Raw genomic sequence first — 15,860 nt, forward strand, 5'->3', positions numbered from 1 at the left:
GAACGTTCCTTCCGCTCAGGACATCCGCAGCGCGGAGATGTCCTGCCGGCCCACCACCGCCAGCCCCTGCTTCACGAGGAAGAGCTGGCTGCCCGAGTCCACGAAGGGCTCGGCATCCGGGAACTCGCGCACGGCCTCCAGCCGGCCCTGCCGCAGCTCCACCCGGACGAGCCCCGCGTCCGTCGCACAGAACAGCGCGTCCCCCGCCGCGCACCGTCCTCGCGGGCTACCGCCCAGCCACGAGCCGTCCCCGGCCCCGGCCACCGCGCTCGCGCGCACCGCCCCGTCCGAGCCCACCACCACGCAGTGGTGCACCGTGCGCCCCCCCGCCTGCTCCACCAGGAACAGCCACGCGTTCGGCCCGTCGAAGATGCACTCCACGTCCACCAGCTGGCCCGAGGGCCACGGCAGCGCGAGCCCGTCCTTCAACCCGGTGCGCCCCGCGTCGAAGACGAACGCCCCGCGCAGCCCACCCGCCCGGTGGAAGCCCAGCCCGAAGCGAGGCCCCACGAAGAGGCGTGTCTGTCCCTCCAGCACGTCACCGATGCGCTCGGCGCCGTACGCCCCGTCCCGCCACAGGCCGCCCCCCACGGCCCAGTAGCGGTGGCGCGCATTGGCGGCGAAGGCCGGCTGGCCCTCGGGCGCGTCCACCCCCACGCGCTCCGGTGACTTCCCCGGCGCCAGCACCGCCACCTCCCCCGCCCGCCCCACCAACGTCACGTCGCCTTGCGGCCCCCACCGCAGCGACGGATCCAACGGACCGCGAAGCACCACGCGCCCGTCCTCGCGCCGGTACGCCCCTTCCGCGTGGTACAGCCAGCGCAGGACGCCGTCCTCGGCGCTGGCGTGCACCAGCACTCCCCGCGTGGAGAACAGGCGCGTCGCCGTCACCTGCCCGCGTGCCGAGGTGACAGGTGTCACCGAGGCCGTGGCGTTCGGCTGGCACGTGGGGCACGCCCCGCGCGCATGCTCCACGCCGCAGGAAGCGCACGCGGTGAAGCGCAGGCCCTCCAGCAGCGGCAGCGGAAAGACGCCGCGCAAATCCTCCACGAAGACACGGTGCAGGTGGTGCAGCACGTCGTCCGGCAGCGTGGCCAGCGGCAGCGCGGGCTTCGGGTACTGCACCTCCGGGTGGAAGATGGTGACGCGCTGGAGCACCCGGCCCGCGGGCGTCGTGCGCCCCGCCGGAGTCTTCGGCCGGTGCACGCCGCCATGCGGCCCCACGCACAAGAGGCTTTGCATCACCGTCACCGCGAAGGCGTACCAGTCGCTCTCCGACGACGCGGGCCGCGCGGGCACCAGGCCGCCGGCGGTGCCGATTCGCAGCGGGTCCAGGAACCGCTCGGTGAACACCGGGCAGAGGAACGCACCGAACTGGAAGCTGTCCGCGTCGATGAAGTACGCGTCCGAGACTCCGGACACGAGCACGTTGAGGTCGTTGAAGTCCCCCACCACCACCCCCGACGCATGCACCGCGTCGAGCGTCCGGTGCAGCCCGCGCAGCACCTCCGCCACGCGCGCGGACGTGGCGCCGGCGCGGCGGAACGACGGCTCACCGAAGCGGCGCAGCGGCTCCACCGCGTCGAGCTTGCGCATCGCATAGCCCAGCACCGTCTGCCCCTTCTTGTCCGTGGCGAGCACCTGCGGCACCACCACGCGCCCGGGCAACCCCGTCGGGAAGACGCGCAGCTTGCGCTGGTGCTCGTTCAGGCGGACTCGCGCGGCGTCCTGCTCCGCGGGCAGCCCCGTGTAGTCGGGGTGCTCGGGCGGCTTGAACACCTTGAGGGCGCGGCCGTCGCCCAAGTCGAAGACGTCCGCCTCGCCGCCCTTGCCCAGCGCGTTCGCCGGATTCAGCCGGACCTTCTTCCCCTCGAGCCACACGTCCATGGCGTCACGCCCTCCCCATGCGGCGCCGCAGCACCACGAGCGTCGTGTCGTCCGGCAGCAGCCCCGGCGTGCGCACCACGCGGCGGGCGTCGAAGTCGGCGCGCACGGACTCGCGGTTGAGCAGCGCCAGCCGGCGCCGCAGCGCATCCGGGTTGGCGAAGTACCGGTCCTCCGTCCACAGCCGCGACAGCGGGCCCACCGGCTCGTCCTTCTCGGGGACTCGCGCCGAGGCGAGCCGCTCCAGGTCCGCCACCCCGTCCGTCCCCAGCAGCAGCGCGTGCACATCCTCGGTGGGAATCAGCGCCTGCGTGGACAGCGGCACGTCGTCGCCGCTCAGCGCATAGGCGAGGTACGGCGGCGCATTCCCCGGGAAGGGCCCGAGCGGATGCACCTCGCCGTTGAGCGCCCACACCCCGTCCCCCGCGGAGAAGATGAGCGTCTTCGCGGGCGTCACCACCGCGCCCACCACGGTGAAGAGGAAGTCCGCCAGCGCCTCGCGGCCCAGTTCGCCCCGGAGCTCGCCCAGGAGGCACAGCAGGTCCTCGCGCAGTCCCGGAAGGAAGGAGGCCGAGTCCACGCGCTCGCCCTCCGCGAGCCGCTGCTGCGCCGCCTGCACCAGCCGCCGCACGCCGAGCTGCGCGCCCAATTCGCTGCACGGCTGGCTGCCGCACCCGTCCGCGACGACGGCCACCAGCCCGTGCTCGCTGGCGCGGATGCACAGCGCATCCTGGTTGTTGCGCCCCGCCCGGGCGTGCTCCCGGCCCTGCACCGAGGCGGCGGCGATGTCGAAGGGCAGCGCGGACATGACTCTCCCGTGGCCCTGACGCGGGCACGGACAGCGGGACGACGCACAGGGCGAACGCGCCTCGTCCGTGGACTCCCCACGGACGGCGGTCTCCTCACGTCCCTGGAAGCGGGCGCCGCGAGCGCGCCTCTCCTCTCGTGGCGCGGCGGGCGGTGCCTCGTCTCCAGGTTCGTGTTTCTACAACACCAACATAGTGTCCAAGCGACACCTTGTCAAACCCATCGGGGCCGTTCGCACCGGAGGACAGGGCTTTCGCGGGCTTGCGGACAGTCAGGCGGCAGGAGGCGCTCGCGTAGGATGACGAAACGCCACCGCGAGGAGCCCGCCATCCGTCCCTTCCGACTCGACGACAGCCGCCTGGCCGTGCCCGGGGTCATCGGTGTGCGCGGACCGCGCAGCCTGTCCTTTGGCCACCAGGTACACGTGCTCACCGGACCCGACGCGGGGTTTCCTGAATTCCAGCCACTGGACGAGTGGAAGAGCGAGGTGGCCCTGGTCGATGCACGCGCGCTTCCACCCGCGCTGCGGAAGGAAGCCGGCCTCGAGCTGCCCGAGGAGGGAATCGCCGACTTCGAAGCCCTCCGAGAGGAGTTCCCGGAGCTCTTCGACCTGGAAGAGCGTCGGCGCACGGACCTGCGCATCCTGGAGCGCGCGCGCCTGACGCCCCTGGAGGAGCGGGCCTGTGGCGTCCTCACGGCCCACGGGGCCTCCTATTGGCTGGCCGGCTTCACGCGGAACTCGGACACGCTCTGGGTCCGGCGCATGGGCGGCAGCACTCCGTCCGAGGCCTGGACCAGCTACTGGCTGCCTTCCCGCCATGAGCCGGATGCCGAGGGGCCCCCGGGATGGCTGAAGCCAGAGGCGTACGAGCAGCTCGCGCGGTCGCGCTGGGCGGACCGGATGCTGCGCGTGATGAGCGCTGGCGCGGTGACGGAGACGGGGCTCCTCTTCGCGCGGGTGCGCCAGGCCATCTTCAACCTGGTCGAGGACGACGTCGCACAGGCCGGAGCCGAGGCGGCGGCCCGCATGGCCGCCGGTGCGGACGAGGTGATGATTCCCCTCCACGGCCCGGCGCTGCGGGTGCGGATGCCCGCGTTCACGATGAAGGTCTGGAGGCGCAGCCCGTTCGAAGCCAGGACAAGCGACGAGCCCGCGCCCCTGCACGACCTCCAGGTCCCCGCCGAGGATACCTGGGTACTCTCGAAAGACCTGCGCTGATTCCGTCGCTGGAGCGGCCCGGCACCCGGACGCTCGCGTAGGATGAAGGGAGCCCCTCTACAGGAGCCCGCCATCCGACCCTTTCGTCTTGCTGAGAGCCGCCTGGCCGTGCCCGGAATCATCGGCGTGCGCCCTACCGACAGCCTGTCCTTCGGAACGAAGGTGCACGTGCTCCTCGGCCCCGACGCGGGCTTTCCCGAGGCGTTTCCGCTGGCGCAGTGGAAGAGCGACGTGGCCCTGGTCGATGCGCGCGCGCTTCCGCCCAAGCTGCGCAAGCAGGCCGACCTCCGGCTCCCCGAGGAAGAGCGCGCCGGGCTCGAGGTGTACCTCTGGGAGATGGCGGAGCTGAACGCCGAGTTCGCGCCCGACATGCGCGAGTTCGAGTCGATGACGCTCGACCAGCTCGCGCGGCTGACGTCCCTGGATGCGCAGACGCGCCACTTCCTCGAAAGCCACGGGCTGGCGTACTGGGTGGCCGGCTTCACGCGGCACTCGGACACGCTCTGGGTCCACCGGGAGGGCGGCGACGCCCCGTTCAAGTCCTGGGTCAACTGGCGGCAGGCGGTGCGCGAGGACGAAGCGCCGGCACGGCCGGACTGGCTGTCGCAGGAGGACTGGACCGACTTGTGGCGCGTCCGCTGGGCGGACCGCGTGCTCCGAGCGCTGAGCGGCGGCGAGGTGACCGAGGCCGCGCTCCTGCTCGCCTACGCGCACAAGGGCCCGCAGAACCTCGTCCCGGACGACATCGCCCAGGCCGGAGCCGAGGCGGCGGCCCGCATGGCCGGCGGTGCGGACGAAGTGGAGCTTCCCCTTCACGGGCTCGCGCGGCGCGTGCGGCTGCCCGGCTTCACCACGACGGCCTGGGAGGTTCATCCCCTCGACATCAAGCCCGGCGAGAGCGCGCCCTCGCACGAAGTCCAGGTCCCCGCCGAGGACGCGTGGGTGCTCGTGAATGAGCAGGGCTGAGCCTCCGGGGCCTTGCGCTTCAAGGCCTCACAGCTCGAAGTTGAAGCCCGCCTTCTCCAGCTGTTTGTATTTCTTGTGGTCGAACCGGTAGAGGCGCGCGGCGCGGTGGGAGACGTCCTGCTCCACCTCGTCCAGCTCCTCCAGCAGGTCCATGGCGAGAATCTTCTTGCGGAAGTTCCGCTTGTCGAGCGGCCGCTCCAGGATGACCTCGTACAGCCGCTGCAGCTGCGTGAGGGTGAACTTGGGCGGCAGCAGCTCGAAGCCGATGGGCTGGTAGCGGACCTTGCCCTTGAGCCGCTGCAGCGCGGTGGCGAGGACGTCCGCGTGGTCGAACGCCAGCTTCGGCGCGTCCCACACGGAGAACCACGCCGCCTCGCGCGCGTCCGTGGCCGCGTGCAGCGTGTGGTCACTGAGCTTCACCAGCGCGAAGTACGCCACCGTGACGACGCGCCCGCGTGGGTCCCTCCCCGGGTCGCCGAAGGTGTAGAGCTGCTCCATGTGCCCGGGGCGGATGCCGGCCTCTTCCTCCAGCTCGCGGCGCGCGGCGGCGTCCAGGGACTCCTCCATGCGCACGAAGCCGCCGGGCAGCGCCCAGCGCCCCGCGTAGGGCTCCACGCCCCGCCGGATGAGCAGCACCTTCAGGTCGTCTTCATCCTGGCCGAAGACGACGCAGTCCACCGTCAAGGCGGGCCTGGGGTACTCGTAGGTGTGGCTCACGGCTCCATCCGTTCGCGGGCGCTGGACTGGATGCAGCCATAGTGTCCAACGCACACCCCGGTCAAGCCGGGCCCGCGACTACACCCGCACCATGCGCGACAGCTGGCGCCAGTCGACGAGCTGGACGCTCTCCTCGGCCAGGTCGAACTCCAGCGAGCGGCGCATGCCGATGACGTCGCCGCCCATCTGGAAGGGCACCTCGCGGTCGAAGTCCATGCGCACGCGCTGGACGAACCAGTCATGCATGCGAGGCAGGGGGTGCTCGCCGCGCCACAGCTTGAACATGTTGCGCGTGGCCTCCAGCACGGTGGCGCCGTAGACGCGCACGGACAGCCGGTGGGGTACCGCCTGCGCGAAGGGGAAGGCCTTGAAGCCGAAGCCCCACTCGGGCGTGGTGGCCGCGCCGGCGACGCCCGCGGGCCCCTGGTACAGGAGCGCGCCCTTGTCCCCGTGGGACACCGGCTGCACCGCGCCGCGTGCGTCCAGGGTGAGCGCGGTGTCGCCCATGTTGTAGACGGACACCTGGGGGTTGCCGTCGCCGAAGACGTGGCGGGGCACCGTGCGGGTGAACATGGCCCCCAGGTAGCCGCGCAGGCCCGCCTGGGTGCCGCGCAGCGGCCCGGACACGGCGAGCTGGTTCTTGAAGTCCTGAATCATCTCCGCGTCCCAGCCGGTGCCGGCGAAGGGGGCGACCTTGCCCTCCACGCGCACCAGGGAGAAGGGACGCAGGGGCGGCAGACGCTCGCCCACCGCGGCAATCTGCTTCAGCGCCACCGCGGCCCGGGGCGCGCCGGTGACGCGGGCCCAGGCGTTGCCGGTGCCCAGCGGCAGCACGCCGATGGCCGGCAGCGCCACGCCCGCCATGCGCAATTCATTGAGGAGCCCGGTAATCGTGCCGTCCCCTCCACCGGCGAGCAGCAGCCTGGGAGGGTTGGGCCGGAGTGTGTCGGAAATCCAGGTCCGTGCCTCCTCGAGGGAGCGGGTGAGCGCCACGCGCGCCCGGGGGAGGAAGCGCTCCACGAGGCCTCCGACTCCTTCGGTGCCTCGGCGGGCGCGCAGGTTCACGAGTACGGCGATGTCGGTCATGGCGGGCGGACTCTCCCCAGGCTGTGTCATGGCCCGGTCACAGCGCCGCAACCCGGGGCGGCTCGTGACGCAAAGATGACCCTCAGCTGGCCAGCGCGTGGGCCACACGCACTCCGAGTCTTCGTCCCGCCCCTCCCCTGCGGAAGGAGGCGGCCGCTACCGCCAGTCCTCCGGCCCACAGCAGGCGGCGCAGCCACTGCTTGCCGGCCGAGTGGTAGCCACCGGAGGTGCCGGTGCCCTCGGCCATGGGCCGGAAGAGGCTGCCGGAGGTGTGTCCCTGGCGCACCTTCTCGAAGTGCTGGGACTCGGTGACGCCGCGCATGGTGCGCTCGAAGGTGGCCGGCATGAGGCCGTGCATGGCGGCGAAGCTGCGGGCGGCGGGGCCGACCATGATTTCGTGCTTGGGGCTGCGCAGGACGCGGAGGATGGCGCGGGCGACGCGCTCCGGCGTGTACACGGGCTCCACGGGGCGGATACGCCAGCCGGTGTAGTTGGCGGTGTGCTGCCACAGCGGCGTGTCGATGGCGGCGGGGAGCACGGTGCACACGTCGATGCCGGTGTTGAGCAATTCCTGGCGGACGGAGGAGGAGAAGCCCCGCACGGCGTGCTTGGAGGCGACGTAGGCGCTGACGTACGGCGCGGCGACGGTGCCGAAGGTGGAGGAGACGTTGACGAGGGTGCCGTAGCCCTGGTGGCGGAACTGCGTCACGGCGACGCGGGTGCCGGTGACGGTGCCGAAGAAGTTGGTCTCCATGAGCTGGCGGAAGGCGTCGTCGGGCGTCTCCTCGAGGCTGCCCATGAGGTAGACGCCCGCGTTGTTGATCCACGCGTCGAAGTGGCCGAAGGCGTTGAGGGCCTCGTCGGCGAGGTGGCGCACGGCGGCGGAGTCCGACACGTCCGTGGGGACGACGAGGGCGCGGACGCCGTGGGACTCGCACTCGCGGGCGAGGTCATCCAGTGGCTCCTCGCGGCGGGCGGCGAGGACGACGTGGGCGCCCTTCTTCGCCAGGGCGAGCGCGGTGGCGCGGCCGATGCCACTGGATGCGCCGGTGATGACGATGACTCTTTCCTTCCAGGCACGCTTCATAAGCCACGGTCTCCTTGCCGGGCCGAGCCCCTGCCCCCATGGTCCCAACCCCTCCGCCAAGATGGGGATGGCACGTTGCGACGCACCCGGCCATCGCAAGCCCTCTTGGGGGGCAGGCGGCGGAGCGGACGGGGGTCCACGGTCGGGACGGGGGCCGTCCATACTCCCTTGGGGGTTCGGTCTGGATGGATAGGGACTGGGGGCCGGCAAGGGTCGGAAATGACTTGGGTTTCTGGGGAGCGGGGCGGTTTTGAGGAAGGCGGGCAGGCTTGGTATGTGCGCCCGACTGTCGGGTAACCGACGGAACGCTCCCTGCACCGGCCCCGAGCCATGAACTCCCCAAGACCTTTCTTCCTGCTGCCCTGGGTGGCTGTCGTCCTGCTGTCTTCACCGGCGTGCATCAGCGTGCCGGATATCGAACCCGCGAAGGCGGAGGTGCGCATCACCTCGCCGGAGGGGCTGGCCTACACGAAGGGTGTGCTGGAGGTCCGGCTGGAGGTGACGGGGCATACGCCCGAGCGCGTCGAGCTGCTGAAGGACGGGGAGGTGTTGGCGGAGGTGGCGGCGCCGTACGTGTATGCGTGGGACACGGCGGAGGTGGCGGAGGGGACGCACCTGTTGGTGGCGCGGGCGGTGTTCGGGGAGGTGACGTTCGCCAGCGAGGCGCGGGAGGTGGTGGTGGACCGGACGCCGCCGACGGTGGTGTCTCGGACTCCGGAACCGGGGGCCCAGGATGTCTGGGTGAAGAGCCCCATCCAGGCCGTGTTCTCCGAGCCGGTGAAGGTGGGCACGCTGACGAATGAGTCCGTGCGGCTGACGGTGGGTGGGGTGGAGGTGGCCCGGACGGTGTCGGTTTCGGGGGATGGGAGGACGGTGACGGTGGTGCCGACGACGACGGTGGCAACGCCGAACACAGTGGCGCTGGCCATTTCGGAGGGCGTCACGGATCTGGCGGGAAACAAGGCATCGCTGCCCTCAGGCAATTGGACCTGGGCCCTGCCACGGCTCCTCCTCTACCCACCGCTTTCGGCATCATATCCAGACCCATCACTCATGAATGCGCCAATCGTCCGACTCGACAGGAATGGGAATCCTGTTGTCGTCCGTGAGGAATTTGACGGCAAGAGCATGAACATTCTCGTTGTTCGATGGACGGGGAGTGCGTGGGAAAAGCTTGGCGATGGGCTGAAAACGAGGCCCACCTCGGATTTCTTCGCGGATTCGCCATCAATCCAGATCGATCCAGATGGTCGACCGATCGTCGCCTGGCACGAGGGAATGGGCTATGAGTCAGAGAACCATCTCCACGTAGCGCGGTGGACGGGCACGTCTTGGGAGCAATTTGGCGATCCCATTGGCATCCTGCCCCAACGCACACATGCATTGGGCATCTCGCTCCAACTCACTTCAAAGGGAATCCCTACAATTGCTTTCAACATGGATCCCGAGGATGTCGAAGGCGCCGCAATCCACGTGTATCAGTGGTCCGAAGCGGGCTGGGCCCCCGTAGGCACTCCTCTCTACGGCGACACAAGCTCGAACTCACAACGGCCCACCTTGTCACTGGATTCCGCTGACAACCCTTCCGTTGCGTTTACCGACGGCCAGAAACTCTACGTTCGACGCTGGACCGGAAGCGTGTGGGAGGAAATGGCTCACTACGTTGCTGCCTACGACCACCACTATGTCAGTAACGCCGAAATTGCCGTCAACAGCAGCAACAAACTCTTCGCGTTCTGGATGCTCCGAGAGAACTCCAGCACCAAAACAGAAACCATACTCAGCCAATGGCACAACAATGAATGGCTGACACTAGAAATCCCTCTCGATACTTCACCTGGTGTCGATTCAAGCTTCCCGGTCTTTCAAAAAAGCTCCAGCAGCCAGCTACAAGCCTCTTGGAGCGAACTCATCGAAACAGAATTACGCATCAACATCTATCGGCAGGCGGGCGAGACATGGGACCTCATCACCCATCCCCTCGAAATGGAGAGCGCAAATCCATACCGTTTCTCTCCCTCGTCGCTCGACAGCGACACACACGAAAACACAGTAATTACGGGGTTTAGATCCTACCCGTCGCGCTCCAACTATTTGGAACCCGTCGCATACCGTCTCAATCATTAACTGCATCCTCGAAGGAATTCCCTGGCCCTTCATCGAGGCAAAGCACGAATGAAATTCCTACTCATAGCTACAGCATGTTTGTTACCAGTCCTTTCGTCAGCGGCACCGCGGCGCATGGTCGTCGCCAGCGGCGACTGCACGGACGCGGAGCTGGGCGGCCAGACCAAGGCGTTCCTGGACACGCTCACGTCCCGCCCCGAGCAGGACGTGCTGAGCGCCACCGAGTTCGGTGAGCGGCTCTTCCCCCAGTCCTCCAAGAGCTTCGAAGACCTGCAGCGCCAGCTCGAAGCCGCCCAGGACCACTTCTACGAGGGGCGCAACAGCAAGGCCGCCCAGTCCCTCGACGAGGCCCTCCAGCAAATCACCCGACTCCCCGTGGGCGAGCCGCGCTGGAAGCTCTACGTGGATGCCCAGCTCCTCCACGGCCTGAACTACCGCGCCCTGGGCAAGCCCAAGGAGAGCGACGCCGCGTTCCGCAACGTCCTCCGGCTCCAGCCCGACTACGAGCTCGACCCGGACCTGTTCGCCCCCTCCGTCCGCCAGGGCTTCGACAAGCTCCGGCGTGAACTCGCCAAGACTCGCAAGGTAAGGCTGTCCGTGAAGTCCACGCAGCCGGCCTCGGACGTGTACCTGGATGGACTCAAGGTCGGACAGACGCCCGTGACGCTGGAGGTGGCCGCAGGCACCTACGACATCACCCTGGTGAAAGGCACCACCACCAGCTTCCCGCGCCAGGTCCAGGTGCAGGGCGCGGACATGCCCCTGCTCATCGACGTGGCCTACGAAGGCTCCGTCTCCACCAGTCCTTTTCCGTGCCTCGCGTCCCGGGACGGCAATGACGAACGGACGCTCAGCCACTCCGTCCGGCTGGGCGGCACGCTCGGCGTGGAGGAGGTCATCGTCGTCCGTCTGGAGCGCCCGAGCAGCGGGCCGAAGTGGTTCGCCGCCACCGTGCTCAACGTCGAGGGCGGCCAGAAGCTGCGCGAGGGTGGTTTCAAGACGCAGGGTCTCGATGCTCCGGCGGAGGCCCTCTCGGCCCTGGTGGACTTCGTCACCACCGGCCGCTCCCCCTCCAACCTCGTGGTGATGAACGCCAACGGCAAGGCGCCGTGGGAGCAGCCGGGCAGCGCGGACAAGTCGGGCGGCTCACAAGCGGGGATGGACCTCAACGCGCCCAGTCTCCTCTCGGAGGGCGTGGAGGACACGGCGGTCCCCCGCTCCACCTCCGGTCTGCGCACCGCGTCCTATGTGGCGCTCGGAGTGGGCGCGGCGGCACTGGGCGGCGCGGGCGTGGTGCGACTCCTCGCGCAGAAGGACCTGGATGCGCTGGAGAAGCGGCTCGACAACGGCCGCATCCTCTCGACCGACAAGGAGTCCCTGGTGCTCCGTGACTCGCTGGCCCAGAAGGGCAATGTCCTGACCGGGCTGCTCGTTGGTGGAGGAGCCGCGGTGGCGACCGGCGCCGTGCTCTTCCTGCTGTCGCCGTCCTCGGCAACGCCTCCTCCTGTGTCCGTGGGCGTCGCCATGGACGGAGAGGGCGCGTCGGCCACACTGTCCGGCTCCTTCTGAGGCTGCCGTCATGGCGTGTCCTGGCCATTGCGCCAGGACGCCCGTGGGCCGGGCCAACTCACGGAACGACAGCGTGCGACTCACCGGGCGCGTAGAGTGCGCGCATGATGCGTGCCCTCCTCGTCCTGCTGTTGGCCACGAGCGCCTCCGCCGCGGCCCCTCGCACCTTCCGCGTCGACTACTTCCACACCGGCAACGCCACCGAGGAGCGCTTCAGCCTCGATAAGGCGGTCATCGAGCCGCTGCCCTGGCCCGGGCACCCCGCGCGCGCCATCGACGAAACGAACCTCGGCAAGTACCTCTTCGAGGTACGTGACAGGAAGACCAACCGGCTCCTGTTCTCGCGCGGCTTCGCCTCCATCTACGGCGAGTGGGAAATCACGACCGAAGCGAAGAGCATGCACCGCACCTTCCACGAGTCGCTGCGCTTTCCCGCGCCGGAAGGCCCCGTCCAGGTGCTCCTCAAGAAGCGTGACGCGCAGAACGCCTTTCGCGAAATCTGGTCGCTCGTCGTGGACCCGAAGGACATGTTCGTGGACCCGTCCTCTCCGCCGGCCCCAGGCCCGCTGCTGAAGCTGGTGGAGAACGGGCCGTCGGAACAGAAGGTGGACCTGCTCATCCTCGGCGACGGCTACACCGAGGCAGAGCGCCCCAAGTTCGAGAAGGACGCCCGCCGCATGGCGGACATCCTCTTCACCTTCTCGCCCTTCAAGGAGCGCAAGGGGGACTTCAACGTCTGGGGATTGATGCCCGCCGCCGCGCAGTCCGGCATCTCCCGGCCGTCCACCGGCATCCACCGGCGCTCGCCCGTGGGCACCACCTACGACGCCTTCGGCAGCGAGCGGTACGTCCTCACCTTCGACAACAAGGCGTTCCGGGAGACGGCCGCCTTCGCGCCCTACGAGTTCGTGGAAATCCTGGCCAATGGCAATACCTACGGCGGCGGAGGCATCTTCGGCCTCTACGGCACCGTGGCCGCCGACAGCCTGTGGGCGCCGTACGTCTTCGTCCACGAGTTCGGCCACCACTTCGCCGGACTGGCCGACGAGTACTACACCTCCGAGTCCGTCTACGTCCCCACCGAAGAGCGCCTGGAGCCCTGGGAGAAGAACGTCACCGCGCTCCATGACCCGGAGCAGTTGAAGTGGAAGCACCTGGTGGCGCCGGGCACGCCGCTCCCCACGCCCTGGAACAAGGAGGGCTACGAAAACCACTCCAACACCGTGCAGAAGCAGCGGCGCCAGATTCGCGCCCAGCGCAAGCCGGAGACGGAGATGGACGCCCTCTTCGTGGCCCAGCGGGACTGGGAGGAGAAGTTCCTGTCCTCTCAGAAGTTCTCGGGCCGCGTGGGTGCCTTCGAGGGCGCCATGTACGAGCCAAGGGGGTATTTCCGACCCCAGCTCGACTGCGTGATGTTCACCCGGGACAGGGTGCCGTTCTGCGCGGTGTGTCAGAGCGCAATCACGGAGGTCATCGACCTGTACGCGGGGCCGGCGGCGAAGGCTCCGCGCGCCAGTCCTTGAACACCTGACAATTCAAGCGTTCCCCGAGTGAAATGCCCGTGACTCGGGGGTCGGACAATGGACCCTCTCCGGGTTCGGGTGTAAGGGGGGCGAAGACCTTGTATCCCTGGGAGGGGAACGCATGCTGAGACGGAATTGGCTTCCGGCTCTTTTGACCGCCGTGCTGGTCACGGTGGGCACGGGCTGTGGAGACGAGTGTACCGACGCGTTCGACTGTCGTAACGACAACGGGCAGCCGGACCCGGGCAGGGAATGGACCTGCAACGACGGCACGTGCGGGCAGCGTGACATCACCCAGCCGCCTCCCGCGGATGCGGGCACCGACGCGGGCACGGATGCCGGGACGGATGCGGGCACGGATGCCGGGACGGATGCGGGCACCGACGCGGGAACTGACGCGGGCACGGATGCCGGCACCGACGCGGGCGTGAAGACGTGCACCGACACGGTCGAAGGCGCGGGCCAGGACCTGGGCTGCACCGCCGCGACTCCTGTCTGCGATACGGCGAACGACAAGTGCGTGGCGTGCCTCGACTCGGCTCAGGCTGGTGCCCAGGACACGGGCTGCGCGGCCACGGCGCCCATCTGTGACACCACCGCAGCCAGCGGCGCGGGCGTGTGCAAGGTGTGCCTCGACTCGGCGCAGGGCAACGCGGCGGACCAGGGCTGCAACTCACCCACCAACATCTGCGATACCACCGCGGCCGGTGGCGCCGGTGAGTGCAAGGTCTGCGTGACGACCAGCGGAACCACTGTCGGCTGCCAGGGCACCCAGACCTGCAATGCGGCGGGCACGGCCTGCGAGGGCTGCGCTGATGACACTTCGTGCGCCACGGAGACCCCGGTCTGCCGCACGGATACGCAGCCGACCACCTGCGTCGAGTGCACTACTGACAGCCGTGCCCGTTGCGATGCGAGCAAGCCGTCGTGCAACAGCAATTTCTGCGGCTGCTCTTCGGATACGCAGTGCTCGGACGCGCCGGATAGCAACCGCGACTTCTGCGACACCACGGCCAACAACAACCGCGGCGTTTGTGAGGTGTGCATCACGGACGCCAACTGCGCCTCCGTGGACGCGACCCGGCCCATCTGCAACAACCGGACGGCTTGCGTGCAGTGCCTCACCAACGCGAACTGCTCGCTGACCCAGGTGTGCAATGCCTCGGGTACTTGCGAGAACTCGACCGTCACCACGACTCCGGCGGAGACAAGCGCGCAGATTACGGCCTTCCTGTCGGCCGCGTTCGGGACCGTCGACCTGCCCATCACGGGCGCGTTCGTCACCTACATCAAGCCTGCGGTCGCGGGCAGTGGCACCACCGACAAGCCGGGATTCTTCGTCCAGGCCGAGGCGGCGGGCCCTGCGATGTTCGTCTCTGACGCGACGGCGCTCGGCCAGGTCGCTGTTGGTGACCGGGTGAGCTTCACCGTCACAGAGCGTAGCAACTCCGCACCCTCCGGCGACGCTGGCGTTATCACCACGGGCATGCGTATCGCGCTCACCGTGAGCAACCTGACGGTCGTCAGCAGGGGCCATCCGGTCCAGAACCTGTCCGGTGCGACTCCCGCCGGCCTCAAGACCAACGCCTCTACTGCTTCCAATCTGGATACGGCGGACATCTACGAGAGCCGGATCATTACTCTCAGCGGCACCATTGCCGATGCGGGAACGTCCAGTGGCGGCGGCTTCACGGCCTACCCCATCACCACTGAGGAAGAGACCCAGCAGGACCCTAACATCCGGTTCCGCGTGCCTGCGACGCTGGTCAATGAGGTTGATATCGTCCCCACCTGCGCCTTCACGATTTCGGTGGGGCCGGTGTGGCGGTTCAACCTGGTGACCCAGCCGTCGGTCTTCAACGCCTCTGAAATCCAGCTGACGAACTGCCCCGCGCCGAAGTTCGTCAACGCGGCGGCGACCTCGTTGACCGAGGTTGGGCTGACCTTCGACCGCAGCATCGCCCCGGCGAGCATCACCAACCCCGCGGAGCAGTTCACCTTCACCGGCGGACTGACGGCTTCATCCGCCCGTGTGAGCGGCAAGCAGGTCTTCGTGACCACCAACGAGCAGACGGCGGGAACGAGCTACTCGGTCACGGTGGCCTCTTCCGTGAAGGACCAGGCTGGAGGTTCCGTGTCCACCTCGGGCTCGGCCAACACGAAGACCTTCAAGGGCTTCCGCGTCCCTGCGGTTCTTCGTATCACCGAAGTGCAGCCGAATACGGCCTCCGCCACCAACCTCGACCTTGTCGAGCTGCAGGTACTCAGCGCCGGCACGACGGACGGGCTCGTGGTGCAGCAGGATGTGAACTCGCCTGTTGTGCTGGCTACCCTTCCGGATGTGGACGTCGCACAGGGTGACATCATCGTGGTGCACATCAATGGCACGGCTCAGAATGATGAGAGGACCGCGAAGAACCAGTTCCCCGCGAGCGGTACTGCGAGCAACTACGACAACGCGTGGGACTTCAGGGGCGGCACCGCAGGCATCACCTATTCCACCCGCGTCATCTTGGTGAAGGATGTGGCCGGGCAGATTCAGGATGCGGTGCCCTTCAAGAACACCGCGAACAACCCTCCGGGGGCGTTCCCCGGCCAGCTCCAGGCGATCCAGGCCGCGGGCCAGTGGCTGCCTGCGGACTGCGGCGGCGAACTCTGTTCGACCACTTCCAACCCGACTGCGGTAGGAATCACAGCTGACTGGACGGGCATCCCGAACAGCGCCACGCCTGCGTCCAACTCGGTTCGCCGGATCAGCGCCACGGACAACAACACCGCGGCTGACTGGGCGGTGGGTGCGCCGTCGTGGGGCGCTGCCAATCCGTAACCTGAGTCCTCAGGACTGAAACACCCGGGCCGCGGCTCCTTCGAGAGC

Annotated in this window: 11 protein-coding genes; 6 read left to right on the forward strand and 5 right to left on the reverse strand. The window is 68.5% G+C overall.

Translation table 11 applies throughout. From position 1 onward, the window contains the following. Positions 1-15: 15 nt before the first annotated feature. Positions 16-1,887, reverse strand: coding sequence for a hypothetical protein (locus ACX9TP_RS47095; protein WP_482977285.1), 1,872 nt, complete (start codon positions 1,885-1,887; stop codon positions 16-18). Between the two features lie 4 nt (positions 1,888-1,891). Further along, entirely contained in the window at positions 1,892-2,692 is an 801-nt protein-coding gene (locus tag ACX9TP_RS47100) for a protein phosphatase 2C domain-containing protein (RefSeq protein WP_482977286.1), read from the reverse strand. A gap of 297 nt (positions 2,693-2,989) precedes the next feature. Here ACX9TP_RS47100 and ACX9TP_RS47105 point away from each other — a divergent pair, with 297 nt between their 5' ends. Beyond that, on the forward strand, positions 2,990-3,910 hold the full coding sequence (locus tag ACX9TP_RS47105) for a hypothetical protein (protein ID WP_482977287.1): 921 nt from the start codon (positions 2,990-2,992) through the stop codon (positions 3,908-3,910). A 108-nt stretch (positions 3,911-4,018) separates the two neighbouring features. Beyond that, the gene (locus tag ACX9TP_RS47110; RefSeq protein WP_482977288.1) at positions 4,019-4,876 is read left to right on the forward strand and encodes a hypothetical protein; all 858 of its coding nucleotides are present in this window, start codon (positions 4,019-4,021) and stop codon (positions 4,874-4,876) included. A gap of 27 nt (positions 4,877-4,903) precedes the next feature. On the opposite strand, the gene ACX9TP_RS47115 is transcribed toward ACX9TP_RS47110, so the two are convergent. The 3 genes from ACX9TP_RS47115 to ACX9TP_RS47125 all read right to left on the reverse strand — a co-directional run bounded on the left by ACX9TP_RS47115 (position 4,904) and on the right by ACX9TP_RS47125 (position 7,766). Then, positions 4,904-5,593, reverse strand: coding sequence for an NUDIX hydrolase (locus ACX9TP_RS47115; RefSeq protein WP_482977289.1), 690 nt, complete (start codon positions 5,591-5,593; stop codon positions 4,904-4,906). A 78-nt stretch (positions 5,594-5,671) separates the two neighbouring features. Next, on the reverse strand, positions 5,672-6,679 hold the full coding sequence (locus ACX9TP_RS47120) for a diacylglycerol/lipid kinase family protein (RefSeq protein ID WP_482977290.1): 1,008 nt from the start codon (positions 6,677-6,679) through the stop codon (positions 5,672-5,674). 82 nt (positions 6,680-6,761) lie between these two features. After that, entirely contained in the window at positions 6,762-7,766 is a 1,005-nt protein-coding gene (locus ACX9TP_RS47125) for an SDR family oxidoreductase (RefSeq protein WP_482977291.1), read from the reverse strand. 366 nt (positions 7,767-8,132) lie between these two features. On the opposite strand from ACX9TP_RS47125, the gene ACX9TP_RS47130 reads away from it, so the two are divergent. From ACX9TP_RS47130 to ACX9TP_RS47145, 4 genes are all read left to right on the forward strand, one after another. Further along, positions 8,133-9,893 (forward strand): Ig-like domain-containing protein, encoded by a 1,761-nt coding sequence (locus ACX9TP_RS47130; protein ID WP_482977292.1) that lies wholly within the window; start codon positions 8,133-8,135, stop codon positions 9,891-9,893. 114 nt (positions 9,894-10,007) lie between these two features. Next, positions 10,008-11,462 carry a PEGA domain-containing protein gene (locus tag ACX9TP_RS47135; protein ID WP_482977293.1) on the forward strand — a complete coding sequence of 485 codons (1,455 nt, stop codon included), beginning with the start codon at positions 10,008-10,010 and terminating at the stop codon, positions 11,460-11,462. Positions 11,463-11,566: 104 nt separating this feature from the next. Continuing rightward, positions 11,567-12,985: an IgA Peptidase M64 gene (locus ACX9TP_RS47140; protein WP_482977294.1), complete on the forward strand. Its 1,419-nt coding sequence runs from the start codon at positions 11,567-11,569 to the stop codon at positions 12,983-12,985. A gap of 121 nt (positions 12,986-13,106) precedes the next feature. Continuing rightward, positions 13,107-15,812 carry a lipoprotein TP_1001-related protein gene (locus ACX9TP_RS47145; RefSeq protein WP_482977295.1) on the forward strand — a complete coding sequence of 902 codons (2,706 nt, stop codon included), beginning with the start codon at positions 13,107-13,109 and terminating at the stop codon, positions 15,810-15,812. Positions 15,813-15,860 lie beyond the last annotated feature (48 nt).

The organism is Pyxidicoccus sp. M15 (assembly GCF_056858435.1).

Bases quoted from the DNA above. Each gene is read 5' to 3' on its own strand.
- ACX9TP_RS47095 (WP_482977285.1), bottom strand. From the start codon at position 1,887: ATGGACGTGTGGCTCGAGGGGAAGAAGGTCCGGCTGAATCCGGCGAAC.
- ACX9TP_RS47100 (WP_482977286.1), bottom strand. From the start codon at position 2,692: ATGTCCGCGCTGCCCTTCGACATCGCCGCCGCCTCGGTGCAGGGCCGG.
- ACX9TP_RS47135 (WP_482977293.1), top strand. From the start codon at position 10,008: ATGGTCGTCGCCAGCGGCGACTGCACGGACGCGGAGCTGGGCGGCCAG.
- ACX9TP_RS47125 (WP_482977291.1), bottom strand. From the start codon at position 7,766: ATGAAGCGTGCCTGGAAGGAAAGAGTCATCGTCATCACCGGCGCATCC.
- ACX9TP_RS47120 (WP_482977290.1), bottom strand. From the start codon at position 6,679: ATGACCGACATCGCCGTACTCGTGAACCTGCGCGCCCGCCGAGGCACC.
- ACX9TP_RS47145 (WP_482977295.1), top strand. From the start codon at position 13,107: ATGCTGAGACGGAATTGGCTTCCGGCTCTTTTGACCGCCGTGCTGGTC.
- ACX9TP_RS47105 (WP_482977287.1), top strand. From the start codon at position 2,990: ATGACGAAACGCCACCGCGAGGAGCCCGCCATCCGTCCCTTCCGACTC.
- ACX9TP_RS47140 (WP_482977294.1), top strand. From the start codon at position 11,567: ATGATGCGTGCCCTCCTCGTCCTGCTGTTGGCCACGAGCGCCTCCGCC.